Source organism: Kitasatospora sp. NPDC051853 (assembly GCF_044452665.1).
In the GTDB taxonomy this organism is placed as follows: domain Bacteria; phylum Actinomycetota; class Actinomycetes; order Streptomycetales; family Streptomycetaceae; genus Kitasatospora.
This window is the reverse complement of the sequence record NZ_JBITBY010000007.1, coordinates 232852-257997: the sequence shown is the minus strand read 5'-3', so window position 1 is coordinate 257997 and position 25146 is coordinate 232852. Positions and strand designations below refer to the sequence as shown.

The following is a 25146-nucleotide window of genomic DNA, read 5'->3' as shown; positions in this document are numbered from 1 at the left end:
GTGCCCCTGGTTCGCCAGGGGCCCTCCCCGCGCGATTAGCTCAGCGGGAGAGCACTACCTTGACACGGTAGGGGTCACTGGTTCAATCCCAGTATCGCGCACTCGCAGTACCTGCAGTACCGCCTCACCAGGCGCGATTAGCTCAGCGGGAGAGCACTACCTTGACACGGTAGGGGTCACTGGTTCAATCCCAGTATCGCGCACGTCGGTCCCTCGGGATCACCCGTAGTACCGCCTCATCAGGCGCGATTAGCTCAGCGGGAGAGCACTACCTTGACACGGTAGGGGTCACTGGTTCAATCCCAGTATCGCGCACTCGCAGTACCCGTAGTACCGCCTCACCAGGCGCGATTAGCTCAGCGGGAGAGCACTACCTTGACACGGTAGGGGTCACTGGTTCAATCCCAGTATCGCGCACCACACAGCCGAGGGCCGTGATCCGGACAGGATCACGGCCCTTCGCGTTGCCGGGAGTTGACGGCCCGTCAGGGCGGGTGCGGCAGGGGCCGGGTACGTGCCGCCCTCACCGACGGCTCGTACCCGGCCCCTGCTCCGTGCGCCGGAGTCGTTGTCCGCACTGCCCGCCCGCCCGTCCGCGTGCCCCGGCCGTGCGTGCTCCGGCTGTGGCGCTGCCCTCTCCCCAGAAGGTCAGCGCCCGATCAGTTCGGCGACGGCCCTGGTCTGGGTCGCCAGTTGGTCCCAGCCGCCGAAGAGCACCAGCAGGGCGACCGCGACGGGGAGCACCATGGCCACGGCCACCAGCGGGTGCCGGGTGGCCTGCTCGGAGGAGCGGGCGGAAGCCGGGCGGAGCCCGAGGCGACGACGGCCCGCCTCGTTGAGCTGGACGGCCATGGTGGGTGCTCCTGCCTTCTGCGTTCGATCGGTCGGTGTGCTGGTCTGTCGGTCGCGGTGGGCGGTTCACCTCGGGGGACGAGCCGGGCCGCCCACCGCTGACTCAAAGGTATGGCGCGGCACCGACGGGGACGTCATGCCCGCGTACCGTTCGATGGGCCTCCCGGAGGATGACGCCCCTCCCCCTCAGGTACTACTGGAGGCGGAGAACCGGGGGAGCCGAACCCCGGGGGAACCCTGAGAGGCGCCCCTGAGGAGGGCGTCCGGGGGAGATCGGACAATCCGACCGGCCCGGTGGTGTTGCGTATCAGCACACCGCAGCGCGGAGTCCGTAAGCTGTGCCGGAACAGGATTCTGACGGTGCCCCATCCGACGGGCTCTCAACCACCGGACTGACGGGAAGAACTGACGATGGCGATGATGCGGCTGAGGCGTGAGGACCCCCGCATCGTCGGCCCGTACCGCCTGCACCGTCGGCTGGGGGCCGGCGGGATGGGCGTGGTCTACCTCGGTTCGGACCGCAAGGGGCAGCGGGTCGCGCTCAAGCTGATCCGCGCCGAGCTGGCCGAGGACGCCGAGTTCCGCACCCGGTTCGCCCGGGAGATCGCGGCCGCCTCGAAGATCCGCGGCACCTGCACGGCCCGGGTGGTCGGCTCGGACATCGAGGCGGACCGGCCCTGGCTGGCGACCGCGTACGTGCCCGGGCCCTCGCTCTACAAGCGGGTGGGCGAGGAGGGGCCGCTGCCGTGGCCGGAGGTGGCCCGGATCGGGGCCGCGCTGGCCGACGGGCTGGTGAAGGTGCACGAGGCCGGGGTGGTGCACCGCGACCTCAAGCCCTCCAACATCCTGCTCTCGCCCAAGGGCCCCCGGATCATCGACTTCGGCATCGCATGGTCGCGCGGCGCCTCCACGCTCACCCACGTCGGCACCGCCGTCGGCTCCCCCGGCTTCCTGGCGCCCGAGCAGGTCCGCGGCGTGGCCGTGACGCCGGCCACCGACGTGTTCGCCTTCGGCGCCACGCTGGCCTACGCGCTCACCGGGGACTCGCCGTTCGGCTCCGGGGCCTCCTCCGAGGTGATGCTCTACCGGGTGGTCCACGAGGAGCCCGACCTCACCGGCGTGCCACCGCAGTTGGCGCCGCTGGTGCGGGCCTGCCTGGCCAAGGAGCCGGCCGAGCGGCCCGGTGCCGCCGCACTGCACGAGCGGCTCACCGAGCTGGCCGCCCGGGGCGCCGCCACCGGCCGCCGGGCCGCCGCCGCTCCCCCGCCCGGACGGGCCCCCGCCCCGCAGCGGCCGGCGGCCCCGCCGCGGCCCGCCGCGTACCAGCCCGGGGTGCACCAGCCCGCCACCGTGCCGATGCCGCCGGGCGTCACGGCCGAGGCCCTGAGGGAGCGTCAGGCCGAGCGCGCGGGCACCGGTGCCGGCGCTCACCCCGGCGCGCACCCCGGCGATCGCACCGCCGTACGGCAGGGCGAGCACACGGGCGGGCGTCCCACCGGTGGCAGGCCCGTCGCGGCCCGGGAGCGGACCACGCCGCCCGGCGGCCGCCCGGTCCCGCCCGGTCCGCGCTCCGGCCAACCCCGGCGCGACCGCCAGCACACGCCCGTGCCCGGCCGCCCCGGCGGCCCCGGGGAGGCCCGGCGGCGGCTGATGCGGCAGCGGCTGGTGGTCTTCGTGACCGTCACCCTCGGGGTGGCGCTGGCCATCGCCGCCGCGCAGGGCTGCGAGAACCGCTCCGACCAGGGCCTGCGCCCGCCGCACTCCGCGGTCTCTCCGGCCGGTTCCTCCGGCACGCCGGTCTCCGTCTCCATCGACGGGGTGCAGCCCTCCGCGCCGTTCGCGGCGGTGGCCAAGGGCCCCTCCGGCGACGCCGGGCTCACCCCCGCGGGCGGCGCACTGCCCGCCGTGGACTGGGCCAACCGCAGCTACGCCGACCCGTCCGGCGGGGCGGCGATCCGCCTGCGGGACGGCCGTTCGGCCGACGGGGGCGGACCGCAGGTCTCGCTCAGCGCCGTCGTCCCGGCCCGCTACCACGGGGCCCCGGCCGCGCTGGTGGTGCTGCGCCGGGCGGAGGGCTCCGCCCCCGCCGACCTGGTCCAGCTGTACGGCTTCAGCGCGGACACCCCCGTCCTGCTCGCCGCCCGCACCTCGGTGGCCGACCCGCAGGCCGCCGCCACCTGGCGGGTCGAGCCGGGCGCCCTGGTCCGGGAGGAACGGGTCTCCGCGACGGGGGCCGGTTCGACCACCCGTTACACGGTGCGCGGCGACGGGCAGTTGGAGGAGTCCTGGCCCGGCTCCGGCGTCACCGGCACCCCCACCGGCCCCGCCCCGGCCGCGGCCGGCGCCCCGCCGTCGGCCTTCTCCCCCACCGCGACGCCCAGCGGGAGCTGACGCCGCGGCAGCCGGCACCCGGTCGGCTGCGCGGCCCGGGGCGGGACGGCAGCACCGCGCAGGGGACCGCCGGGCCCGGCCATGGCCATGGCTGACACCCGGTCGGCTCTGAAGCGGAGCGTCGACACCCTTCGTCGTCCGGTCGTCCCCCGGCGGGCCCGTCCCCGCTGTCAGCTCTCGGCCGCCTCCGCCCGCAGGTGGAGCCGCTCGCCCCGCAGGGTGCGGCGCAGGCGGCGGTCGTGGGTGACGACGACCAGGGTGCCGGGGTAGTGGGTCAGGGCTTCCTCCAGGTCCTCCACCAGGGCCGGGGCCAGGTGGTTGGTGGGCTCGTCGAGCAGGAGCAGGTCGGTGGGGGTGGTGAGCAGCCGGGCCAGTTCCAGGCGGCGGCGGTTGCCGACCGAGAGGTGGCGGACCGGGGTGGCCAGGTCCGCCGGGCGGAACAGTCCGAGGGTCAGCAACCGCTCGGCGTGGTCGGCGGGTTCGCCGGGGCGGCCGGCCGCGTAGGCGGCCAGCACGGTGCGGTCGTCGGTGACCGGCCCCGCGTACTGGCGGAGCAGGCCGGCCCGGGCCGGGCGGCGGACGGTGCCCTGACCGGGTGTCAGTTCCCCGGCCAGGACCTGGAGCAGGGTGGACTTGCCGGCGCCGTTCGGCCCCGTGACGACCAGCCGGGCGCCGGGCTCCAGGCGGAGCAGGTCCAGTGCGAGCCGCCCCTCGACCCGGACGCCCGTCAGTTCGACCGGCCCCGGTGTGCCGCCGTCGGCCGCCCGGGCGGCGAACCGCAGCGGGACCGGGGGCGGCGGCACCGGCCGTTCGGTGAGCCGGTGGAGCTGCTCGCGGGCGTTGCGGACCCGGCTCATCGCGCCGTGCGCCCGGGACCGGGCGCGGAAGGCGCCCGCCCCGCTGAACGCGGCGGGGGCCTTGCGCGGGACGGCCGCCAGCCGGAGGGCGCTGCTCTCCGCCAGGGCGGTGTGGCGGGCCAGTTCGGCCTTCCACTCCCGGTGGTCGTGCGCCCAGCGGGCCCGGGCCGCCGCCTTGGCCGCCAGGTAGCCCCGGTAGCCGTGGCCGTGCCGGTGGAGGGTGTGGCGGGCCTCGTCCACCTCCAGCACGGTGTCGGTGATCCGTTCCAGGAAGGCGCGGTCGTGGGTGGCGGCGACCACCGTGCCGGGGTGGGCGCGCAGCCGCTCCTCCAGCCAGGCCACGGCCTCGTCGTCGAGGTCGTTGGTCGGCTCGTCGAGCAGCAGCAGCTCCGGCGCGCCGGCCAGCACTCCCGCCAGGGCCAGCCGCGAACGCTGGCCGCCGGAGAGGGTGCCGAGCGGGCGGCGCGGGTCGAGCGGGGTGCGCTCGCCGAGGCGGCGCAGCACGGTGGCCACGGCCCGGTCGGCGTCCGGGCCGCCCCGGGCCTCCCAGGCGGTGAGCAGTTCGCCGTAGCGGGCCAGGCCCTCGGGGCCGTCCTGAGGGAGGGTCAGTTCGGCCAGCCGGATGTCGGCTTCGAGGGCGCGCAGCCCGGCCAGGGCCAGGTCGACGGCCCGGCCGACGGTCGCGGTCGGCGGCAGGTCGAGGGTCTGCGCGAGGTGGCCGACGCCGCCGGGGGCGTCGACCCGGACGGTGCCGTTGTCGGGCTGCTCCAGCCCGGCCAGCAGCCGGAGCAGGGTGGACTTGCCCGCGCCGTTCTCCCCCACCAGGCCGATCCGTTCGCCGGGCCGGACGGTGCAGGTGACGCGGTCGAGGACGAGGCGGTCACCGTAGTGCTTGGTGACCTCGGACAGGGTGATGCGGGTATCGGCGGCAGCGGCAGTGCGCAAGCGTGGTCCTTCGTTCGGCTTTCGAGCGAGACGGTTCGTCTCGTCTTGCAGAACTTTAGACCTTGTCCGCGCACTTGGCAAGACGCTCCGTCTCGTCTCAGTGGGCCGCCGCCAGGAGGGAGCGGGTGTAGTCGGTGTGGGGGGCTGCGAAGAGGTGGTCGCGGGGGGACTGTTCGACCAGGCGGCCGTGGTGCATGACGGCGATGCGGTCGCAGAAGTGGCGGACCACGGCGAGGTCGTGGGAGACGAAGAGGAAGGCGACGCCGAGGCGGTCGCGGAGTTCGGCGAGGAGGTTGAGGACCTGGGCCTGGACGGAGACGTCGAGGGCGGAGACGGGTTCGTCGGCGATGATCAGGCGCGGGCCGGGGGCCAGGGCCCGGGCGATGCCGATGCGTTGGCGCTGGCCGCCGGAGAACTCGTGCGGGTGGCGGTCGAGGTGGGCGGCGGGGAGGCCGACCTGTTCGAGGAGTTCGGCGGAGCGTTCGCGGCGTTCGGGGGCGGTGAGGGTGGTGTGCAGGCGCAGCGGGGTGTCCAGGGTCTGGGCGACCGTGCGGCGGGGGTTGAGGGAGGCGTACGGGTCCTGGAAGACCAGTTGGACCTCGCGGGCCAGGCGGCGGCGCAGGGCGCGGTCGGGGCGGGTGGCGTCCTGGCCGTCGTAGCGGAGCACGCCGCCGGTGGGGCGTTGGAGGCCGGCCAGCACCCGGGAGGTGGTGGACTTGCCGGAGCCGGACTCGCCGACCAGGCCGAGGGTCTCGCCGGGGGCGATCCGCAGGCCCAGGCCCTCGACGGCGCGGAGGGGTTCGGGCGCGCGGAAGGGGTGGCGGCGCCGGCCGGGGAAGTGCACGGCGAGGTCCTCGGCCTCGACCAGCCAGGAGGTGTCGGGACGCACCTCGACGGCTCTGGGGGCCGTACGGGCCGGGGCGGGTGACGGATCGTCGACGGTCGGGAGGACGGAGCCCGGGACGGTGTCCAGGGTGAGCGCGGCGCCGACCAGGGCGCGGGTGTACGGCTGCCGCGGGGCGGCGAGCAGGTCGGCGGTCGGGGCGGTCTCCACGCTCTCGCCGTGCCGGAGCACCAGGGTGCGGTCGGTGTGCCCGGCCACCACGCCGAGGTCGTGGCTGACCAGCAGCACGGCGGTGCCGTGCTCGCGCTGCAACTCCCCCAGCAGGTCCAGCACCTGGCGCTGGACCCGGGCGTCCAGTGCGGTGGTGGGCTCGTCGGCGACCAGCACGTCCGGCTCGTTCATCAGGGCCATCGCGATCATCACGCGCTGGCGCATGCCCCCCGAGAAGCGGTGCGGGTGGTCGGTGGCCCGGGCCGCCGGGATGCCGACCCGGTCGAGCATCGCGGCCGCCCGGCGGCGGGCCTCGGTGCGGCCCGCGCCGGGGTGGTGCAGCCCATACATCTCGGCGAGTTGGGCGCCGACGGTGTGGAACGGGCTGAGCGAGGTCAGCGCGTCCTGGAAGACCAGGGCGATCCGGCCGCCCCGCACCCGGCGCAGCTCCCGCTCCCCCGCTCCGACCAGCTCCCGGCCGCCGAGCCGGACGGAGCCGGTGACGGTGGTGGTGCGCGGGTCGTGCAGGCCGAGCAGGGCCAGCCCGGTGGCGGACTTGCCGGAGCCGGACTCGCCGACCAGGCCCAGGACTTCGCCCGGGGCGAGGTCGAAGGAGACGCCGTGAACGGCCCGTACGGGCACGCTCCCGGGCCGGGCGGCGAAGGTGACGGAGAGGTCGCGGACGCTCAGCACCGGCTCCGCGGAGGTGTTCGGGGTCATGACGGAAGCTTTCTGATGCGGGGTCAGCTGAGGCGGATGCGCGGGTCGAGCCAGGCCACCACCAGGTCGGCCAGGGCCACGAAGAGGACCACGAAGCAGGCGGCGAGCAGCACCGTGCCGACCACGGCGGGCAGGTCCTGCCCGGCCACCGCCTCGGCGGCGAAGGTGCCGACGCCGTTGAGGCCGAAGACGGTCTCGGTGATCACCGCGCCGCCGAGCAGCGCGCCCGCCTCCAGCCCGAGCAGCTGGACCAGCGGCCCGGCCGCGCCGCGCGAGGTGTACTTCAGGTGGGCCCGCAGCCGGCCGAGGCCCTTGCCGCGCGCGGTGCGGACGTACTCCTCGTCCATGGTCTCCAGCAGCTGGGCCCGGGAGAGCCGGGCGAAGACCGCCGAGTTGACGAAGCCGAGCACCAGCCAGGGCAGCAGCATCCCGCCCGCCCAGGCGGCGGGGTCGGTGGCGGGCGGGGTGTAGGCGGGCAGCGGCAGCAGGCCGGTCGTGTAGACCAGGGCCCACTGGGCGACGTGGCCGAGGAAGTAGATCTGCACGCTGGCGCCGAGCAGGGTGAAGCCGGAGAGCAGCCGGTCGGTGCGGGTGCCGTGGCGCAGCGCGGAGACGAAGCCGGTGCCGAGGCCGAGGACGAGGAGGACGGCCAGCGCGCCGGCGGTGAGCGAGAAGGTGACCGGCAGGTGCTCGGTCAGCGCCTGGGTGACGGGCTGGTGGAGCCGGTAGGAGTAGCCGAGGCAGGGGGCGGCGCAGTCGATGACCGAGCCGTCCACGTCGCTGATCCCGCGGCCGACGACGACCCCGGCGAGGTAGTCGGTGTACTGGGTGAGCAACGGCTGGTCCAGGCCCATGCTCTGACGGACCGCCGCCACCTGGCCGGAGTCGCAGCGCGGGCCGCAGGCGGCCCGGGCCGGGTCGGCGGGGGCGGCGTGGAAGAGCACGAAGGCGGCGGCGGAGACCGCGGCCAGCACGGCGAGGGCCTGGAGGGCCCGCCGCAGGGCGAAGGAGAGCATGGCCGGTCCGGTTTCGTGGATGCGGGTGGGCACGGCCCCGCCCCGGCGGAGGCGGGGCCGTGAGGGGTCGTCAGGCCTTGAGGTGGACCCAGGCCAGGCTGACGGAGCCGTAGATCGGGTGGATGAAGGCGCCGCCGACGTTGGCGCCGCGCAGCTGGGTGGCGTTGGGGTAGGCGAAGGGCAGCACCGGGAGGTCCTTCATCACGGTCTGCTCCAGCGCGTACAGCTCCTTGGCCTTCTGCCGGGGCTCGCCGATCTGGTTGATCCGGTCGATCTCCTTGTCCACCGCCGGGTTGCGGTAGCGGGCGGAGTTGAGGTCGCTGTTGGCCCGGCCGTCGAAGGAGAACGGGACCAGGGTGGACGGGGTCGGCCAGTCGACCGAGCTGGTCTCCTCGAACAGGTCGTACGGGGAGTCGGCCCGGTGCGCCTCGTCCAGCAGCGCCTTGGCGTCCACCGGCTTGGGCACGACGGTGATCCCCGCCTTGGCGAAGCCGTCCACCAGCACCTGGGCGACGCGCTGGCCGTTCGGGGTGTTGGCGTACGCGTAGGTGAGGCTCGCCGGCACCTGCTTGGCCTGGGCCAGCACCTGCTTGGCGGCCTCCGGGTCACCCTCGGGCTTGGCCGGGTGGAGGTCGTACTTCTGCCAGTCGAGCAGCGCCGGGGAGCTCAGCGTGGTGGCCAGCTCGCCGACCCGGGAGCCGCCGAGCACCTGGCGGGCCTGCTGGCGCGGGTAGGCCAGGTGCAGGGCCTTGCGGACCTCGGGGTCGGGGACCCGCTCGTTGTTGACCACCAGCTGGGTGACGAAGGCGCCCTGACGGCCCGTGACCACCAGCTCCTTGGCCTTGGGGTCGGTGTCGGTGGTCTGGTACAGCTCGGGCGAGAGCTGGGTGGCCACCGTGGTGGCGTTGGCGCCGCCGTCCCGGCCGGAGAGGATCTCCTGGTTGATGTTGAGCGCCTCCTTGCCGAAGCTGAAGACGAACTTCTCCGGGTACTGGCTGCGGATCGGGTCGGTCTCCGGCTTCCAGTGCGGGTTGCGCTCCAGCACCAGCCGGGTGTTCTGGACGTGCTCGACGATCCGGTACGGGCCGCTGGCGAACGGCAGACGGTCGTAGTCGGTGCCGGTGTCCTTGTCCTTGCGCACCGGGGACGAGGAGGACTGCGCGGCCATGTACGGCACGTCGGCCTGCGGCTGCGGGAAGCGGAAGACGATCGTGCGCTCGTCCGGCGTCTCGATCGCGGCCAGGTCGCCGTCCTGCGGGCCGGCGTACTTCTTCCGGGCGTCCTCGTAGCTGGCCTCGCCGGTCAGCCACTGCGCCCAGTACGGCGGGCCGACCTCGAAGCCCTTGCCGAAGGAGCGCTGGATGCCGTACTTCACCTGCTGCGAGGTGATGGGCTGCCCGTCCTCCCAGGCCACTCCGGCCTTCAGCCGGTACGTCCAGGTGCGGCCGCCGTCGGTGGCGGTGCCGGTGTCGGTGGCGAGGTCGCCGACCAGCTTCGCCTTGCCGTCCACCACCTGGTACTGGGTCAGCTGACGGCCCCACAGCAGCGAGGTGTTGTAGGTGGCGCCCGCGTAGACCTTCTGCGGGTCGAGGTGGCGGAAGTCGGTGGTGTTGTAGACGTTCACCGTGCCGCCGGGCTTCGCACCGGGGACGGCGGGCGCCGGGCCGGCGCTCTCCTGCTCGGTGCCGAGGGCGGCGGTCAGCGGGGAGGTGTCCTTGACGCCCGGGCCGGTGCCCGAACCCGCGCCGGCTCCCGCCGAGCAGGCGGTGGCGAGCAGCGCGGTGGCGAGGACGGCGAGGGTCGGTCTGGTCAGGCGCATGGCGGAGTGACTCCTTGCCCCGGGGACGTGGGGCGGTAGAGGGGGTGTTCTGTGACGGTGGCTCAGGGAGAGACGGCGGCTCGGTGGGCGACGGTGGCTCAGTGGGCGGAGCGGGGGTCCAGCGCGTCGCGGACCGCGTCGCCGAGCAGGTTGAAGGCGAGCACAAAGACCAGCAGTGCCACACCGGGGAAGACCATGTACGTCGGGTCGGCCCGGAAGACCTCGGAACCGCGCGAGATCATCCGGCCCCAGTCCGGGACGGGCTCGGTGATGCCGACCCCGAGGAAGGACAGCACCGCCTCGGAGGCCACGAAGCCCGGCACCGCCATCGTCGCGTGCACCAGCAGCTGGGCCCGGACGTTCGGCAGCAGTTCACGGAAGACGATGTGGAACGCGCCGGCCCCCTGGGCCTTCGCCGACTGCACGAAATCCCTTTCCCGGAGGGAACGCACCGACGAACGGAGCGAGAGCGCGAGCGGAATCCAGCCGAATGCGGAGAACACCAGGATCAACACCAGGAATTGCATCCACTCCGGCTCGGCCTGAGTGGGATCCACCAGCCGGGACTGCACCACCGGGCTGAGCGCGAGCAGCAGGAGCAGCGTCGGGAAGGCCAGCAGGACGTTCGCCAGGAATCCGAAGAGACGGTCCGTCAGCCCGCCGAGGTAGCCGACCGCGACACCGGCCAGCACCCCGATCAGGGTGGTGACGGCAGCGGCCGCGAAGGCGATCAGGAGGGAGGTGCGGATGCCGTACAACAGCTGGGTGAACACGTCCCGCCCCAGGCCGGGCTCCAGCCCGAACCAGAAGTCGGCGGAGATCCCGCCGTTGGGGAGCATCGGCAGGCCCGAGTCGCCGAGCAGGCCGGGCGTGTTCTGGCCGTAGTGCTCGGTGGGGTTCTTGCCGTAGACGGCGGCGATCAGCGGGGCGGCGAGGGCCAGGAGGAGGAAGACCGCGACCACCGCGAGGGCGGCGGCACCGGTGCGGTCGCGGAGCAGCCGGGCCAGGGGCGTGGTGCGCGCTGCTGCTACTGCTGCCATGAGAGGCGTACTCCCCGAATTCTCCGCCGCCCCGTGGGTGAGGGTGCGCTGATGTGCGTGTGTATGTACGGACGACCTTCCGAGGGTTTCCCGGCGGCCCGTCGAATGCCATCAGATCGGATGCGATGCGCCTTTCGCAAATCATTCTCCGGGCGGTTTCGCCGCTTTGTTTCGCGCATTGCGACGGCTTCATTTCGCTGCAATGCTGCCGACACGGAGAAGCGGACAAATGACTACATAGGGGGTCCGGTTCGGGGTGGGTGAGACCTCCACCACACCTAAGGTGGAGCCATGTCCCCCCTGCTCTTCCTCGACGTCGACGGCCCGCTCATCCCCTTCGGCGGGACACCCGAGGAGTACCGGGACCACGGGCACGGCGACGACGCGAATCCCCTCCTGGGCCGCATCGACCCCACGCACGGCCCACGGCTTGCCGCGCTCCCGTGCGAACTCGTCTGGGCGACGACCTGGTTGGAGGAGGCGAACGAGTGCATCGCGCCACGACTCGGCCTCCCGCGGCTCGACGTGGTGACCTGGCCGGAGCCGTCCGAGGCGGACGAGGAGGAGGACGAGCGGCTCGGGTTGCACTGGAAGACCCGCACCCTGGTGGCCCGAGCCGCCGGGCGGCCCTTCGCCTGGGTCGACGACGAACTCACCGTCGCCGACCGGGCATGGGTCGCCACCCACCACCCGGGCCCCGCCCTACTGCACCGGGTCGATCCCCACCGCGGTCTGACGGACGGTGACTTCGCGGCCCTCGACTCCTGGCTGCGCCGACCGGCCTGAGGCCCAGCCCCGGCCGCCCGCTCACCGCCGGCTCGCCTCAACCGAACGGGCGATCCCCTCGGAGCCTGGAGGGCCACCTCGACGCACCCCGGCCACACGCCTTCGACGTCGGCTCGTGCCTCAAGTCTGCGAACAGCGGCGGACGTTCGCGGAGTCAAGCGGTCGATCCTGTACGGGCCGCGCGAGGCGAAGAGTCGTGGATGAGGGGCGCGCAACGCGCCCGGCCGCCTACGCGGCACGGCCCTTTCGGGCAGTGATCGTCATGCCCCGCATGCTCACACGGAGCGGCCCGCGCTGTCGATCCACCGTGCCGGTCCCCCTCGGCCCGGGTGGATCCACCGGAAAACCAGATGACCCCGGGGCGGGCAGGGCAGCAGAATCAGGGCACCGGCCGCGAGGCCGACAGCCCGTAGCTCAGTCGGTCAGAGCACCGCCCTGATAAGGCGGGGGTCGCTGGTTCAACTCCAGCCGGGCTGAGCGGGTGTAGCTCAATTGGCCAGAGCAGCCGCCTCCAAAGCGGCAGGCTGGGGGTTCGAGTCCCTCCACCCGTGCAACGAGTGTGTCGCCGGAGAAGGTTGTCGTGTCGCGGGGCTCTGCGTGATCGACTGATGCCGGGTCAGGTGTCATTCTTGTGATACTTCGACCCACTTCAAGGCGGTATCTGCTTCATGGTGGCGATGTAGGGGTTCGCGCGCGTGAGTGTGGCCCTCCTCTTGTGTGCTTCCGTCCGGCCACCTGGTGGCGGCGCCGCTCAACCTGGCGCTCGGGGTGGTGCTGCTCGCCTACCTGGTGCAGCTGCACCGCACGTCCGCGGTTCACCAAGGGCCGCCCCGTCCTCCCGACCGTCGTCCCGAATGGGCCGTCGTCGCAGAGTGGGCCGTGGTCTTCGGGCTCGTCGGGCTCAGCCTCTTCTGGGCCGCCAACGACTACGCCGCTGCTGTCGGCCGCGGCCGGACCCGGCAGTTCGTGGCACAGATGCCGGGCTACGCCACCGCCGTGGTCCACTACTCGGCCCGGAGCACCCTCGGACGCGGCTCCTGCTGACCACCGGCGGCCGGTGCCCCGTCAGATCCCGGTGTTGACCGCGTAGAAGGTGACTGCGGCGGCGGCCCCCACGTTGAGGGAGTCGATGCCGTGGGACATCGGGATGCGCACCCGGCGGGTGGCGGCGGCCAGGGCCTTCGGGGTGAGGCCGTCGCCCTCGGCGCCGAGCATGACGGCGGCCTTGGGGAGGGTGTGCGGGGCGGTGGCGTCGAGGTCGTCGGCGCCGGACGGGGTGAGGGCGAGCAGTTCGAAGCCGGCCTCGCGGACGGTGGCCAGGGCGGCCGGCCAGGGGTCCAGGCGGGCGTAGGGGACGGAGAAGACCGCGCCCATCGAGACCTTGACGGCCCGTCGGTAGAGCGGGTCGGCGCAGTCCGGGGAGAGCAGGACGGCGTCCATGCCGAGGGCGGCGGCGCTGCGGAAGATGGCACCGATGTTGGTGTGGTCGACCAGGCCCTCCAGGACGGCGACCCGGCGGGCGCCGGTGAGGAGTTCGGCGGCCTCGGGGAGCGGCTTGCGTTCCATCGAGGCGAGCGCGCCGCGGTGCACGTGGTAGCCGGTGACCTCCTCGGCCAGCTTGGGCTCCACCACGTGGACCGGCGCCGGGGTGTCGGCGATCACGTCGGCCATCACGTCCAGCCACTTCGGCGTGAGCAGCATCGACCGCATCCGGAAGCCGGCCGCGACCGCCCGGCGGATCACCTTCTCGCCCTCGGCGATGAAGAGGCCCTCCTCGGGCTCGCGGCGGCGGCGCAGCTCGACGTCGGTCAGGCCGGTGTAGTCGGCCAGGCGCGGGTCGGTCGGGTCGGTGATGGTGCTCGGTTCTGCCACCCGTCGATCTTGGCACAGGTGGGGAGGGGCGGCGTGCGGCGATGTCTCAGGACGCCGGTCCGAGGTCCGGCGGGAGGGCGGCCGCCACGAGGGCCACGGCCTCCTCCGGGGTCTCGGTGTGCGCGACGGGCTCGCCGTTGTGGAAGACCGCGTAGCCGCTCTCGGGGTCGGGGCGATGAGGTGGCCCACCGGATGCCGCCAGCACTCCTCGACGTGGCTGGAGAACCAGAGGGCGAAGTGGCTGTTGACCGGCATCAGCTGACGGAGCGCCGGCTGGGCGTACGCGGCCGCGAGCAGCGCGTGGGCTTCGGGGAACCGGTCGTACGGGGCGGCAGGTGGACGCGGTCGAGTTTGAGGCACCAGGTCAGTTCCACCGGGTTGAGGGGCTCGCGCTCGTGGGCGAGGGCCCAGGGCCGGAACCCGATGAACGGGGCGCGCTCCCGGACCTCCTCCAACCCCGCGCCGGTGGTCCACGCGACCGTCGCCCGGACCACCTCGGCCGGGTCGTCGGTGCAGCCGCCGGCCAGCCGGGGGCCGTCGTGCAGGAGGTTGACCTGGAACAACTCCCGTCCGTCGCCCGGCGGATACACCGTCACCCGCCGGGCGCCTCCGGCGGCGCGGTACTCGGCGATGCGGAGCGAGTCCGGCTCCGGCTCGGGCCACGCCACGCCCAGCTGCTCGGCCGTGGTCTTCAACGCGGCCCGCAGCACCCCGTCGCCCCACGCGTCGTGCTGGCCGGTCCCCGCCCCTGAGTCCATCGGCCCGATGTGCCCGATGGACTCAGGGGCGGGGCGGCTGACGGGGGATCAGCCGGCCAGGGCGCGGAGGAGTTCCCGCTCCCGCTCCGGAGTCAGGCCGGCGGCGAGGTCGGGGGTGTCGGTGCGGACCCAGTGGAGCAGGTCGGCGAGGACCTCGGTGCGGGGGCGGTGGGTCAGGCCGGCCGCGAGGGCGGCGGTGCCCGGGCGGGTGGCGAAGCCGTCCAGTGCGCGGTCGTCCACCCACAGGGGGAGGGAGTCCGGGCCCATCCACTGGTTCACGCCCTGCTCCAGCAGCCAGGCGGAGGGGGCGGGGACGACCGGGCCGGTGTGGCCGCCGACGGTGCGGGAGAGCTCCACCCACTCGGCGAACGGGACCACCGGGCCGACCGCGTCGAAGGTGCCGGAGGTGCCCTTTCCGGCGCAGTGGAGCAGCCAGGCGGCGAGGTCGCGGACGTCGACGGCCTGGGTGGGGAGGTCCGGGGTGCCGGGGACGAGGAGGGGGGCCTCGGGGGCGCGGGCGGCGCGGGCCACCCAGTAGGCGGTGCGGCCGCTGCGGTCGCCGGGGCCGCCGATCAGCCCGGCGCGGGCGGTCAGCAGGCGGTCGCCGAGGGCCTGCGCGGAGGCCCGCTCGCAGGCCACCTTGGCCTCGCCGTAGGTCTCGCGGGCGGCCTCGCGGCCTTCCAGCGGCGGGAGGAGCGGGGTGGACTCGTCGGCGCCGAAGGGGTGTTCGGCGTACGCGCTCACCGAGGAGACGTAGCTCCAGTGCCGGGCGCGGTCCGCGAGGGCGTCCAGTGCGTCGCCGACGAAGCCGGGCTGCCAGGAGACCTCCACCACGGCGTCCCAGTCACGGCCCGTCAGTTCCCGGTAGGCGCCGGGCTGCGAACGGTCCGCCGCGACCAGCGTGGCGCCCTCCGCCACCCGGCCGCTCTCGCCCCGGGCGAGACAGGTCACGCGGTGTCCGTGGGCGAGTGCCTGCCGGGAGACTTCCCGGCCGAGCCAGGCGGTGCCGCCGAGTACGAGGAGATCCATGCCACCCACCCAAGCACTCCCCGCCGGGACCCGCCAGGAGCTTCGCCGACGGCGGATCGGCTGACGGCGGATCAGGGGTGTGGTCCCGTCGGCCGTACACCTCGTCCGGCGCCGGTGGGTTCGCTACGCTGCGCGCATGATTCCCTCTCCTGTCCACCCGCGACCGGCCCTCTGGGCGACTTCGAGCCGCGCGGGGCGCTGACATGGCGTCCTTCGTCCACCGGCTGACCCACGCGTCCCCGGGCAGCCTGACCCACCAGGAGCGGCTGCGGTTCGCCGAGGCCGCGGCGCAGGTGGTCGCCGAGTCCGCCGCTGCGGCCGGTGTCACCGAGTTCGTGATCGACAACCCGATGCTGGGCGGGTTCTTCTCCCACCACGTACGCCTCGAACGGGCGGAGCAGCGGCTGGCCGAGCTCTTCCCCGAGGGGGCGGCGGGCTTCCACGACGGCGCGGCGGTGCCGACGGCCACCGGGGCCGCGCTGCTGCGGAGCATGCTGGCGCTGGAGGGGCTCTGGTGCCGCCTGTCGGGGAGCGGCGGTTTCTTCGTGCACGTCGGCGAGGAGGGCGACCTCTACCTGGGCGGTGCCCGGCCGCCCGCGGTGTCCGCGCCGGAGGTGCTCGCCGTGCCGGTCGCCTGCTCGCCGTACCGGCCCGGGCTCGACGAACCGTCCGGCGAACCTCCCGCGGACGGTGCCTGGTGGGAGCGGCTCGGGAGTCTGGTCGCCGAGGCCGGGGCCGTCCTGGTGGAGGAACGGTGGATCGGCAACGCCCGGCGCTGGCACCGGCCGACGAGCGCCGCGGAGGTGCACGCCCTGCGCGGCGGCCTGGCCCCGCGGGCCCGGCTGTCGGTCCGGCCGGACGCGACCGAGGACATCGGGGCGGTGCGGGCGGCCGTCCGGCGCGGGGAGCGGCTCGAACTGCTCGTCCAGCAACGGCCCGACGGTTCGTTCGGCTCGGGGCGGATCGCCGAGCCGTGGTTGGCCGGTCACGACGTCGGAGTCCAGATCCCGGCCGGTCCGGGGCGGCGGGCCGCGCTGGTGCCGTTGGGCCCCGAGGGCCCCGGCCCGCTGATGGCCGGTCAGCTGCCGGACCCCGACGGCGTGCTGCGGGCCCGGTGGCGCACCAACCGCACCAGGGCCGACCGGATCCGTGACCTGCTGTGGCACCTCCGGGAGGGGGACGTCGTGACGGGGACGGTGGCGAGCGGCCTCCACGACGTCGGGGTGTACGTGGACCTGGACCTCGGCCAGGAGGGGTTGGGGCGCGGGCTCGGCTTCCTCAAGGTGCCCGAGATGTCCTGGCTGCACTTCGACTCGCTCGACGAGGTCGTCCCGCTCGGGCGGCGGATCCGGGCCGAGGTGCTGCGCGTGGAGCTCGACTGGGAGCAGGTGTCCCTGTCGCTGAAGGCCCTGACACCCGATCCGTTCCGACAGCTCCCCGCACCGGGCGAGGCGGTCACGGGTGTGGTGTCCCACCTGGTGCCGTTCGGCGCCTTCGTCCGGCTGGCCTCGGGGGCCGAGGGCCTGCTCCACGTCTCCTGTCTGAGGGGCCTGGACGGGCGTCAGCCCGGGCACCCGGAGGAGGTCCTGACGGTGGGTGAGGAGATCGGGGTCGCCGTGGCCGAGGTGGACCTCGGGCGGCGCCGGATCGTCCTCGCCCTCCCCGACTGACTCGCCCTCCCCGACTGACCGGTGCGCGGAACGGCCCGTGGGCGCGGAACGAGACCGCGTCCACGGGCCGGCCGGTCAGGCGTGCCAGAGGGCGTCGTGGCGGTGGCGCACCGGCGGGACGTCCGCGCCGTCGAGCGGGTGGCTGGCCCGGTGGAGGGCGCGGAGGCGCTCGGCTTCGAGGCGCGCCCGGAGGCGCCCGCGGCGTTCGGCCGTGGCGATCTCACAGGCGAAGCCGCCCGTCCTCCCGTCGAGTCGGATCCAGTTCCAACTGCGGAGCCGGCGCAGGGTCCGGACGGGGGCGGGGCGGCGGCCTTCCCGGGCGGCCCGGGTCAGTTCGGCCTCGGGGTGGCGGAGGTCGTAGCGGGTGACGGAGACCGGTCCACTCTCACTGCTGCGGAGCCGGTGCGGGGTGGTGCGGACGGTTCGGGACATCGAGGGCCTCCGTAGGGCCCTCCGGACTCTCCGGAGGTACCTACGGCGGGTGCGCGGTGGCGGACAGGCCCGCTCCTCCCCTGGCCGGCCGACGGGTGGTCAGGGTCGGTTCCGGCCGAGGACGTTGACCACGTCGCCGATGACGATGACGGCCGGGGGCTTGATGCCCTCGGCGGTGACCACCTCGGCGACGGTGGCGAGGGTGGCGTCGACGCGGCGCTGGGCGGCGGTGGTGCCCTCCTGGACGACGGCGACGGGGGTGGTGGCGGGGCGGCCGTGCTCGACGAGCTTGGCGGCGATGGCGCCGATCTTGTCGACGGCCATCAGGAGGACCAGGGTGCCGGTCATCCGGGCGGCGGCGTCCCAGTTGGTGAGGGAGCGCTCGTCGGGGCCGACGTGGCCGGAGATGACGGTGAACTCGTGGGTCATGCCGCGGTGGGTGACCGGGATGCCGACCGCCGCCGGGACGGAGATGGAGCTGGAGATGCCGGGGACCACGGTGACCGGGATGCCGGCCTCCAGGCAGGCGAGCAGCTCCTCGCCGCCGCGTCCGAAGACGTACGGGTCGCCGCCCTTGAGGCGGACCACGAACTTGCCGTCCTTGGCGTGGTCGATCAGGGTCCGGTTGATCGCCTCCTGGGCCATGTAGCGGCCGTAGGGGATCTTGGAGGCGTCGATCACCTCGACGTGCGGCGGCAGCTCGGCGAGCAGCTCGCGCGGGGCGAGCCGGTCGGCCACCACCACGTCGGCGTCGGCCAGCAGGCGGCGGCCGCGCACGGTGATCAGGTCCGGGTCGCCGGGGCCGCCGCCGACCAGGGCCACGCCGGGCTCCCGGGTGCGGAACTGACGGGCCGCCAGGGAGCCGTCCCGCAGGCCGTCGACGATGGCGTTGCGCAGCGCGGCGGAGTGCCGGGGGTCGCCGGTGAGGACGGAGACGGTGGCGCCGGAGTCACGGCCGGAGGCCGGGGTCCAGGCGGTGGCGGCGGAGGCGTCGTCGCTGCGGGCGCAGAAGACGCGCAGGCGCTCGGCCTCGGCGGAGACGGCGGTGTTCACGGCCGGGTCGTCGGTGGCGACCAGGGCGTACCAGGAGTCGGCGAGGTCACCCTCGGCGTAGCCGCGCCGGTGCCAGGTGAGCTCGCCCGCGTCGGCCATCGCCTGCACGGCGGGGGTGGTGGAGGGCGATATCAGGTGCACGTCCGCCCCGGCCGCGAGCAGCGCCGGGAGGCGGCGCTGGGCGACCTGGCCGCCGCCGACCACGACGACGCGGCGGCCGGTGAGCAGCAGCCCGACGGGGTAGGGGGTACGGCCCTCGGTGCTGGGGTGGGGGTTGGGCGCGGGGGTGGTCATCGGGGGTGCTCCTGGGGCTGGCTGTGGGAGAGGGTTTTGCGGTGGGACGGCAGCACTCCCCCGCACCGGCGCGCCCTCGGGCCGGTGCGGAGGAGTGCTGGGTGGTGCCTAGTTCTTCTCGGTGACGCCGGCGGAGTCGAAGGTGGCTACATCGTGCATCGCGCGGGCCGCACTCTGCACCAGCGGGAGGGCCAGCAGGGCGCCGGTCCCCTCGCCGAGGCGCAGGTCGAGCTCGATCAGCGGGCGCAGTCCGAGCTTCTCCAGCGCGGCCTTGTGGCCGGGCTCGGCGGAGCGGTGGCCGGCGATGCAGGCCGCCATGACCTCGGGGGCGATGGCCTTGGCGACCAGTGCGGCCGAACCGGCGATGACACCGTCCAGGATCACCGGGGTGCGCAGCGAGGCGGCGCCGAGCAGGAAGCCGGCGATGGCCGCGTGCTCCAGGCCGCCGACCGCGGCCAGTACGCCGATCGGGTCGGCCGGGTCGGGCTGGTGGAGGGCCAGCGCGGTCCGGATGACCTCGATCTTGCGGGCGTGGGTCTCGTCGTCGATGCCGGTGCCGCGCCCGGTCACCTCGGCCGGGTCGAGACCGGCGAAGACCGAGATCAGGGCGGCCGAGGCGGTGGTGTTGGCGATGCCCATGTCGCCGGTGACCAGCACCTTGTTGCCGGCCGAGACCAGGTCGCGGGCGGTCTCGATGCCGACCTCGATCGCCTTGAGCGCCTCCTCCCGGCTCATCGCCGGGCCCTGGGTCATGTCGTCCGTCCCCAGCTTGACCTTGCGGGGCAGCAGGCCGGTGGTGCGGCCGTTCTGCACCGGGGCGGGCAGCTCGGAGGCCACGCCGACGTCGACCACGCAGACCTCGGCGCCGACCTGGGCGGCGAAGGCGTTGACCACCGCTCCCCCTGCCAGGAAGTTGGCCACCATCTGGGCGGTGACCTCCTGCGGCCAGGGGGTGACGCCCTGGGCGTGCACGCCGTGGTCACCGGCGAACACCGCGACGCAGCCGGGCTCCGGGATCGGCGGCGGGCACTTGCGGGACAGACCGCTGAGCTGGGCGCCGATGATCTCCAGCACGCCCAGCGAACCGGCCGGCTTGGTCATCCGCTTCTGCCGGTCCCAGGCGTCGCCGAGCGCCTTGGCGTCCAGCGGGCGGATGCCGCGCAGGGTCTCGGCCAGGAGGTCCGACGGCTCCTCGCCCGGCAGGGCGCGGTTGCCGTACTGCTCCTCGTGCACCACCCAGGAGAGCGGGCGCTTCTTGGCCCAGCCCTGCTGCTGGAGCTCGGGCTCGTCCGGGAAGGAGTCCACGTAGCCGACACAGAGGTACGCGACGACGTCGAGGTGCTCCGGCAGGCCGAGCTCGCGGACCATCTCCTCCTCGTCGAAGAAGCTCACCCAGCCGACGCCCAGGCCCTCGGCGCGGGCGGCCAGCCAGAGGTTCTCGACGGCCAGGGCGGCCGAGTACGGAGCCATCTGCGGCTGGGTGTGGCGGCCCAGGGTGTGGCGGCCGCCGCGGGTGCGGTCGGCGGTGACCACGATGTTCACCGGGGTCTCGAGGATGGCCTCGATCTTGATTTCCTTGAACTGCTTCGCCCGGGCCTTCGGCAGCGAGTCGGCGTACGCCTCGCGCTGACGCTCCGCCAGCTCGTGCATCTTGCGGCGGGTCTTGGCGGAGCGGATCACCACGAAGTCCCAGGGCTGCGAGTATCCGACGCTGGGCGCGGTGTGCGCGGCCTCCAGGACCCGGATCAGCACCTCGTGCGGGATCGGGTCGGGGCGGAAGCCGTTGCGGATGTCGCGGCGCTCCCGGATCACCTGGTGGACGGCCTCGCGGGCGGCCTCGTCGAAACCGGGGGCGGCGGGCGGGCGCTCCTCCTCGGCGACGGCCTCCGCGGCGGCCTCGGCGGACGCCTCGTCGGTCCCGGACGCCACGGGCCCGTCGGACGGCTCCGCACCGGGGGCCTCCGTCTCGGGGGCGGCGGCAGCGGCGACCGGCTCGGGCTGAGCGGCCGTCAGCTCCGCGCCGTCCCCGGGCTGCTCCGGCAGCTCGCCCGTGACCGGCTCGGCGGGGACCCCGTCGGCCTGGACGGCCGGGGCGGGCTGCTCGGCGGCGGTGTCGCCCGGAACGGTGGCCTGGCCCGGCAGCGGCTCGGCCTCGACGGCCGGCAGACCGTCGGGGGCCGGGGCGGCCAGGAACGCGGAGATCCGGCCGGACTGACGGGCGGGGGCCGCGGGCTGCGCCGGGATGGCGACGGCCTCCACCGGGGCGGCGGGCGCCTCGGCCGGGACGGCCTCGGCGGACGGGGCGTCAGCGGGCACGGCCTCGGCGGGCACCTGCTCGGGCGCGGGCTCCTCGGTGACGGTCGGTCCGGCCTGCTCGGCCTGCTCGACGGCGGGGACGCCCTCGGCCGGCTGGACCTCGACGGGCTGCTCGACCGCCTCGGCGACGACCTCCGCCGCGGCCTCCGGGACCGCCTCGGGCTGGACGGCCGGGACGGCCTCGGGCTGCGGGACGGCCACCGGCTCCACGAAGACGGGCTCCAGCGAGACCGGTCCGGCCTGCACCGGGACGGCCTCGGCCACCGGCTCCACCGACGGCTGCTCGGCCGACGGCTCGACCGCGACCGGCTGGGCCTGCTCGGCCTGGGCCTCCACGACCGCCTCGGCCGGGACCTGCGGCAGTGGCTGCGCCTCGACGACCGGCGCGGCGGCCTCGGCCGCCTGGGCCTCCTCGGCGGGGACGGTGACCGGGGCCTCGTTGACCACGGTCTCCACGACCGGCGCTTCGGCGACGACGACCGGCTCGGCCTCGACCACCGCGACGGTCTCCACCGCGACGCTCTCCACGGCCACCGACTCGACGGCCACCGACTCCACCACGACCGTCTCGACGGCCACGGCCACGGCCACGGCCTCCGCCGGGACGGGCTCCACGGTCACGGCCTCCACCGGAACGGCCTCGGGCTGGACCGGGGCGACGGTCTCCGGCTGGGGCTGCGCGGGCAGCGGGACGGCCTGCACCGGTACCGCGGCGGCCGGCGCGGGCGCCACGGGCGGCGCGGCGGGAGCGCCGGGAACGGCCGCCGGCACGATCGGGACGCCGTACGCGGGGGTGCTGCCGGACGGGCCGCGGTCGGCCAGCGAGCGGACCGGGACGTGACCGGTCATCAGGGACGGGTCCGGGATGGGCGGCCCGGCGTGCAGCGGGCGGCGCTGCGGCTGAGGGGGCGTCACCGGGGCGGTCTGCACAACCGGTTCTGCGGCCGCCACCGGCGCGGGGCCGGGAACGGTGTTCGCCAGCGCGTCCGGCACCACGCCGGGCGGGGTGAACGGGACCGCGCCGGGGAAGGGCACGGCGGTGAGCGGGTCGGTGAGCGGGTCACCGACCGGGACGGCCGCGGCGGAGGGGTCGCCCGGTACCGGCGGGGCCAGCGGCGGCCAGGACGGCTCGACCGGGGTGCCGTGGGCGGGGGTGCCCTGGACCGGGACGTCCTGGAGCGGGGTGCCGTGCGCCGGGGTCCCGTGCAGCGGCACGCCGTGCGCGGGGGTGCCGAGCTCGTCGACCGGACGGAGCGTCACGGTGTCGACCAGCGGCGACCCGAGGCCGGGCGCCGCCGGGGCGGCGGGCGGAGCGTGGGCCGGGGCGGGAGCCGGGAGCGGGGTCTCGCCGACCATCACGGTCTCCACCGCGCCGTGCACCGGGGCGTCGCCCCAGGAGGCCTGCGGGCCGGGCATCAGCAGCAGGTCCTCCTCCTCGTCGTCGAGGAAGGTGTAGGCGGGGTGCTGGGCCGGGGCCTGGCCCGGCAGCGGGACGCCCTCCGGGCGGCCGAGCGGGTCGGCGCCGCCGAGCAGGTGCTCGGGCAGGCCCTCGCTGGGAACGTGGCCGCCATCGGTCATGTCAAAGCTCCTTCCGGGCGCTGCCGCACCCTTGGCGCGACGGTCGCCGACCGCCGCGCCCAACTCCGCTCGGGGCGGGCCGTGCTCCCGCCCGTCCATCCGTCCGTCCAGCTGCCCGGCGTCCGCCGTGCCGCGATTCCGGACCGGGCGCCTCCCGTGGGAGGGGTGGCGCACCATCAGAAACAACGACAGCTGGGGACAACCGGCACGACCGCACCGGGCCCAACGGCATTCTTCCGGCCCGACCCGCGCCGCGTCGAATGTCCGCGGCCCCTCCGGGCTGTAAGTTCCGCCACGTCAGAAAGGTGACGAACAGGCCGAACCGGGCACGAACCGACGACCGCCGCGCAGGCGGGAGGCTTCACCCTACCGGCCTGCCCCGAACGGACACCGAATCCCTGTCCGAATCCTGATCACACCGCGGCAGTTTGGCCGACGGCCGTTGACGGAGCCCCGACAGCCTCGCGGGGCGGAGCCCCGACGGTCCGTCAGGAGACCAGCTCGCCCCAGAGCACCAGGCTCTGCTGCCCGGCGCCGACGGCCAGGCCGGGGACACCGCCCGGTGCCGGGGCCAGCGGCGCGGCCTGCAGCAGCGCGCCGTCCGCTCGGTACCCGGCGGCGGTGATCGCGGTCCGGACCGCCTCAGCCTCCGCCAGCGTGTGGGCGACCGCGACCAGTCGCTCGGGACGCCGGGCCAGCACCGCGCCGACCACCTCGGCGCCGCCCGCCTCGACCATCACCGCGTCCGGCTCGGGCAGGCCGCCGAGCACCTCGGGGCCGACCCCGTGCACCACCTCGACCTCGACGCCGTAGCGGCGGGCGTTCACGGTGATCTGGGCGCAGGCCGAACGGGAGGCCTCCACCGCGACCACCGCCGCGCCGAAGCGGCCGATCTCCACCGCCAGCGCCCCGCTGCCCGCGCCGACCGCCCAGACCAGCTCGCCCGGCACCGGGCCGAGCCGGGCCAGCGCCAGCGCGCGGACGTGTGGCGGCAGCGCGGAGCCGGCGCCGCCCGCCGTGCCGGCCTGCTGCTCCGCGCCCGCGTACGCCCGGCCGTCCAGGGCCCAGCCCCGGTCCGGGCCGGGGAAGCCGAGCGGCCGGCCCGCCAGCCAGCCGGAGGTCTCGCCGGGCGCGTGGTTGGGCCCGGCGCCGCCGATCACCAGGACCACGGCCGGGTCGCGCCAGTCGTGGTCGGGCACCCGCTCGGAGGTGAGGACGGTGACGTCCTCCTCGGGGGTGCCGAGCGCCTCGCAGACCACGAAGGTGCGGTGCACCCCGCGCAGCATCAGGGCGAGCTCGCTGGGCCCGGCACCGGGGGTGGTGAGCACGGCGACCTTGGGGTGCGCGCGGCAGACGTTGGCCGCCCGGCGCAACCGCCCGCCGTGGGCGCTGACCACCTGGGCGTCCTCCCAGGGCATCCCGGCCCGGGCGAAGGCGGCGGCCACCGAGGAGACGGCGGGCAGCACCTCCAGTTCGAGTCCGTACTCGGGGCGGCGGAGTTCGCGCACCACCCCGAAGAAGCCGGGGTCGCCCTCGGCGACCACCACGGCGGCGCCCCGGTGGGCGGCGATCCGGCGGGCCGCCTGCTGGACGCTGCCGAGGGTGAGCCGCTCGGCGCCGGACGGCACCGGCAGCGCGGACAACTGGTACGGGGCGCCCGCCACCAGGGTCGCGCCCGCGAGCGCCGAGGCGGCCGCCTCGGTCAGCGGAGTACCGTCCCACCCGATGACCGTGATCCGGTCCGCCATCTACCGCTGCTCCCCTTAGGCGCCGTGACGGTCCGTCCGCCCGCGCGGTCCGAGGCTACCCGGTGGGACCGGTGCGGGACGGGAAAGCGGGGCGGGAAACTCGCACAGCAGTGCGTGAACTCCCGACGTCCCGTCAGCGGGCCGCCCCCGGGCCCGGTCAGCGGTGCCCGGCGTGGTCGGCCTCGCGGGGTGCCAGGGGCTCCATGTCCTCCGGGAGCAGGCTCCACAGGATCAGGTCGCTGCGGCTCTCCTCCGCGCCGCCGTCCCCCTCACCACCGCGGACTATCCAGGCGCTGCGCAGCACGCCCTCGCTGATGCAGCCGAGCTTCTGGGCCACCTGCTGGGCGGCCGTGTTCCCGGCCGCGGTGCGCAGCTCCAGGCGGAGGAAGCCGCGGTCCTCGAAGAGCCACTGGGCCACCCCGTTGACCGCCTCGGGCGCGTAGCCCTCGCCGCGGGCCCAGGAGGCGGTGACGAAGACCACCTCGGTGGAGAGCAGCCGCCAGTCGGTGGAGCGGAGTTCGACCACGCCGACCATCCGCTGGGTGAGGTGCTCGGTGACGGCGAAAACGATTCCGCGCCCCTCGATGCGGCGGGCGGGCGCGAGCATCCTGGTCCACTCCCGCGCGTGCTCCTCGGTGAAGGGCTGCACGACGTCGGTCCAGGCGTGCACCAGTTCGTCGTCCATCATCGCGACCAGGCCGGGGACGTCCCCGCCCGCGAGGGGTCGCAGCAGCAGCCGCTCGGTGCTGATCGCGGTCTCGGGGAAGCTCGCAGGCATGCCGTCTCTCTCCTCGCCGGGTCGTGGACACACGGTACGCCCCGCCCTGCCCGGGCCGTGACACGGTACCGGGTGGAACGCCGACGGCACCCCCACCACGCGGACGGGGGTGCCGTTCTGAGCGGCCGTCAGGCGCCG

Annotated in this window: 17 protein-coding genes, 6 tRNA genes and 2 pseudogenes; 10 read left to right on the top strand and 15 right to left on the bottom strand. The window is 74.9% G+C overall.

The window, feature by feature from the left end; translation table 11 throughout:
- Positions 1-29 precede the first annotated feature (29 nt).
- The 4 genes from ACIA8O_RS21610 (at position 30) to ACIA8O_RS21595 (ending at position 420) form a co-directional block, all read left to right on the top strand.
- Positions 30-101, top strand: a tRNA-Val gene (locus ACIA8O_RS21610).
- 30 nt (positions 102-131) lie between these two features.
- Positions 132-203 (top strand) — tRNA-Val (locus ACIA8O_RS21605).
- A gap of 40 nt (positions 204-243) precedes the next feature.
- Positions 244-315: transfer RNA gene (locus ACIA8O_RS21600), tRNA-Val, on the top strand.
- Between the two features lie 30 nt (positions 316-345).
- A tRNA-Val gene (locus ACIA8O_RS21595) sits at positions 346-420 on the top strand.
- Between the two features lie 228 nt (positions 421-648).
- On the opposite strand, the gene ACIA8O_RS21590 is transcribed toward ACIA8O_RS21595, so the two are convergent.
- The gene (locus ACIA8O_RS21590) at positions 649-852 is read right to left on the bottom strand and encodes a hypothetical protein (protein WP_345278959.1); all 204 of its coding nucleotides are present in this window, start codon (positions 850-852) and stop codon (positions 649-651) included.
- Between the two features lie 411 nt (positions 853-1263).
- Between ACIA8O_RS21590 and ACIA8O_RS21585 the strand changes: the two are divergent.
- Positions 1264-2580: pseudogene (locus tag ACIA8O_RS21585) on the top strand (serine/threonine-protein kinase); the annotation flags it as partial.
- Between the two features lie 833 nt (positions 2581-3413).
- Here ACIA8O_RS21585 and ACIA8O_RS21580 read toward each other — a convergent pair.
- The 5 genes from ACIA8O_RS21580 to ACIA8O_RS21560 all read right to left on the bottom strand — a co-directional run bounded on the left by ACIA8O_RS21580 (position 3414) and on the right by ACIA8O_RS21560 (position 10694).
- Positions 3414-5045 (bottom strand): ABC-F family ATP-binding cassette domain-containing protein, encoded by a 1632-nt coding sequence (locus tag ACIA8O_RS21580; protein ID WP_396295542.1) that lies wholly within the window; start codon positions 5043-5045, stop codon positions 3414-3416.
- 97 nt (positions 5046-5142) lie between these two features.
- A complete protein-coding gene (locus ACIA8O_RS21575) occupies positions 5143-6819 on the bottom strand; it encodes a dipeptide ABC transporter ATP-binding protein (protein WP_396295541.1) in 1677 nt (558 codons plus the stop codon).
- A gap of 23 nt (positions 6820-6842) precedes the next feature.
- Positions 6843-7868: an ABC transporter permease gene (locus ACIA8O_RS21570; RefSeq protein WP_396295540.1), complete on the bottom strand. Its 1026-nt coding sequence runs from the start codon at positions 7866-7868 to the stop codon at positions 6843-6845.
- A 37-nt stretch (positions 7869-7905) separates the two neighbouring features.
- On the bottom strand, positions 7906-9654 hold the full coding sequence (locus tag ACIA8O_RS21565) for an ABC transporter substrate-binding protein (protein ID WP_396295539.1): 1749 nt from the start codon (positions 9652-9654) through the stop codon (positions 7906-7908).
- A 98-nt stretch (positions 9655-9752) separates the two neighbouring features.
- Positions 9753-10694, bottom strand: coding sequence for an ABC transporter permease (locus tag ACIA8O_RS21560; protein ID WP_396295538.1), 942 nt, complete (start codon positions 10692-10694; stop codon positions 9753-9755).
- A gap of 291 nt (positions 10695-10985) precedes the next feature.
- On the opposite strand from ACIA8O_RS21560, the gene ACIA8O_RS21555 reads away from it, so the two are divergent.
- The 4 genes from ACIA8O_RS21555 to ACIA8O_RS21540 all read left to right on the top strand — a co-directional run bounded on the left by ACIA8O_RS21555 (position 10986) and on the right by ACIA8O_RS21540 (position 12524).
- The gene (locus tag ACIA8O_RS21555; RefSeq protein WP_396295537.1) at positions 10986-11480 is read left to right on the top strand and encodes an HAD domain-containing protein; all 495 of its coding nucleotides are present in this window, start codon (positions 10986-10988) and stop codon (positions 11478-11480) included.
- A 403-nt stretch (positions 11481-11883) separates the two neighbouring features.
- A tRNA-Ile gene (locus ACIA8O_RS21550) sits at positions 11884-11957 on the top strand.
- Positions 11958-12031 (top strand) — tRNA-Trp (locus ACIA8O_RS21545).
- Positions 12032-12197: 166 nt separating this feature from the next.
- The gene (locus ACIA8O_RS21540) at positions 12198-12524 is read left to right on the top strand and encodes a hypothetical protein (protein WP_396295536.1); all 327 of its coding nucleotides are present in this window, start codon (positions 12198-12200) and stop codon (positions 12522-12524) included.
- A gap of 21 nt (positions 12525-12545) precedes the next feature.
- On the opposite strand, the gene ACIA8O_RS21535 is transcribed toward ACIA8O_RS21540, so the two are convergent.
- The 4 genes and pseudogenes from ACIA8O_RS21535 to ACIA8O_RS21520 all read right to left on the bottom strand — a co-directional run bounded on the left by ACIA8O_RS21535 (position 12546) and on the right by ACIA8O_RS21520 (position 15139).
- Positions 12546-13352, bottom strand: coding sequence for a TrmH family RNA methyltransferase (locus ACIA8O_RS21535; RefSeq protein ID WP_396295739.1), 807 nt, complete (start codon positions 13350-13352; stop codon positions 12546-12548).
- A 46-nt stretch (positions 13353-13398) separates the two neighbouring features.
- Positions 13399-13557, bottom strand: coding sequence for a DUF6193 family natural product biosynthesis protein (locus tag ACIA8O_RS21530; protein ID WP_396295738.1), 159 nt, complete (start codon positions 13555-13557; stop codon positions 13399-13401).
- A 38-nt stretch (positions 13558-13595) separates the two neighbouring features.
- A pseudogene (locus tag ACIA8O_RS21525) lies at positions 13596-13712 on the bottom strand (hypothetical protein); the annotation flags it as partial.
- A 446-nt stretch (positions 13713-14158) separates the two neighbouring features.
- Positions 14159-15139: an oxidoreductase gene (locus ACIA8O_RS21520; protein WP_396295535.1), complete on the bottom strand. Its 981-nt coding sequence runs from the start codon at positions 15137-15139 to the stop codon at positions 14159-14161.
- Between the two features lie 203 nt (positions 15140-15342).
- On the opposite strand from ACIA8O_RS21520, the gene ACIA8O_RS21515 reads away from it, so the two are divergent.
- The gene (locus ACIA8O_RS21515; RefSeq protein ID WP_396295534.1) at positions 15343-16809 is read left to right on the top strand and encodes a S1 RNA-binding domain-containing protein; all 1467 of its coding nucleotides are present in this window, start codon (positions 15343-15345) and stop codon (positions 16807-16809) included.
- Positions 16810-16884: 75 nt separating this feature from the next.
- On the opposite strand, the gene ACIA8O_RS21510 is transcribed toward ACIA8O_RS21515, so the two are convergent.
- The 5 genes from ACIA8O_RS21510 to ACIA8O_RS21490 form a co-directional block, all read right to left on the bottom strand.
- Positions 16885-17241, bottom strand: a complete 357-nt coding sequence (locus ACIA8O_RS21510) for a hypothetical protein (RefSeq protein ID WP_396295533.1) — start codon at positions 17239-17241, stop codon at positions 16885-16887.
- 99 nt (positions 17242-17340) lie between these two features.
- A complete protein-coding gene (gene cobA / locus ACIA8O_RS21505) occupies positions 17341-18588 on the bottom strand; it encodes a uroporphyrinogen-III C-methyltransferase (RefSeq protein ID WP_396295532.1) in 1248 nt (415 codons plus the stop codon).
- A 108-nt stretch (positions 18589-18696) separates the two neighbouring features.
- Positions 18697-22482: a nicotinate-nucleotide--dimethylbenzimidazole phosphoribosyltransferase gene (gene cobT / locus ACIA8O_RS21500; protein WP_396295531.1), complete on the bottom strand. Its 3786-nt coding sequence runs from the start codon at positions 22480-22482 to the stop codon at positions 18697-18699.
- Between the two features lie 488 nt (positions 22483-22970).
- A complete protein-coding gene (gene cbiE, locus ACIA8O_RS21495; RefSeq protein ID WP_396295530.1) occupies positions 22971-24230 on the bottom strand; it encodes a precorrin-6y C5,15-methyltransferase (decarboxylating) subunit CbiE in 1260 nt (419 codons plus the stop codon).
- Between the two features lie 157 nt (positions 24231-24387).
- A complete protein-coding gene (locus tag ACIA8O_RS21490; protein WP_396295529.1) occupies positions 24388-25008 on the bottom strand; it encodes a GNAT family N-acetyltransferase in 621 nt (206 codons plus the stop codon).
- Positions 25009-25146: the final 138 nt, after the last annotated feature.

Excerpts from the sequence above, each read along its gene's own strand:
- ACIA8O_RS21590 (WP_345278959.1), bottom strand. The coding sequence starts at position 852 with ATGGCCGTCCAGCTCAACGAGGCGGGCCGTCGTCGCCTCGGGCTCCGC.
- ACIA8O_RS21575 (WP_396295541.1), bottom strand. The coding sequence starts at position 6,819 with ATGACCCCGAACACCTCCGCGGAGCCGGTGCTGAGCGTCCGCGACCTC.
- ACIA8O_RS21565 (WP_396295539.1), bottom strand. The coding sequence starts at position 9,654 with ATGCGCCTGACCAGACCGACCCTCGCCGTCCTCGCCACCGCGCTGCTC.
- ACIA8O_RS21560 (WP_396295538.1), bottom strand. The coding sequence starts at position 10,694 with ATGGCAGCAGTAGCAGCAGCGCGCACCACGCCCCTGGCCCGGCTGCTC.
- ACIA8O_RS21555 (WP_396295537.1), top strand. The coding sequence starts at position 10,986 with ATGTCCCCCCTGCTCTTCCTCGACGTCGACGGCCCGCTCATCCCCTTC.
- ACIA8O_RS21520 (WP_396295535.1), bottom strand. The coding sequence starts at position 15,139 with ATGGATCTCCTCGTACTCGGCGGCACCGCCTGGCTCGGCCGGGAAGTC.
- ACIA8O_RS21515 (WP_396295534.1), top strand. The coding sequence starts at position 15,343 with ATGGCGTCCTTCGTCCACCGGCTGACCCACGCGTCCCCGGGCAGCCTG.
- ACIA8O_RS21510 (WP_396295533.1), bottom strand. The coding sequence starts at position 17,241 with ATGTCCCGAACCGTCCGCACCACCCCGCACCGGCTCCGCAGCAGTGAG.
- cobA (WP_396295532.1), bottom strand. The coding sequence starts at position 18,588 with ATGACCACCCCCGCGCCCAACCCCCACCCCAGCACCGAGGGCCGTACC.
- cobT (WP_396295531.1), bottom strand. The coding sequence starts at position 22,482 with ATGACCGATGGCGGCCACGTTCCCAGCGAGGGCCTGCCCGAGCACCTG.
- cbiE (WP_396295530.1), bottom strand. The coding sequence starts at position 24,230 with ATGGCGGACCGGATCACGGTCATCGGGTGGGACGGTACTCCGCTGACC.
- ACIA8O_RS21490 (WP_396295529.1), bottom strand. The coding sequence starts at position 25,008 with ATGCCTGCGAGCTTCCCCGAGACCGCGATCAGCACCGAGCGGCTGCTG.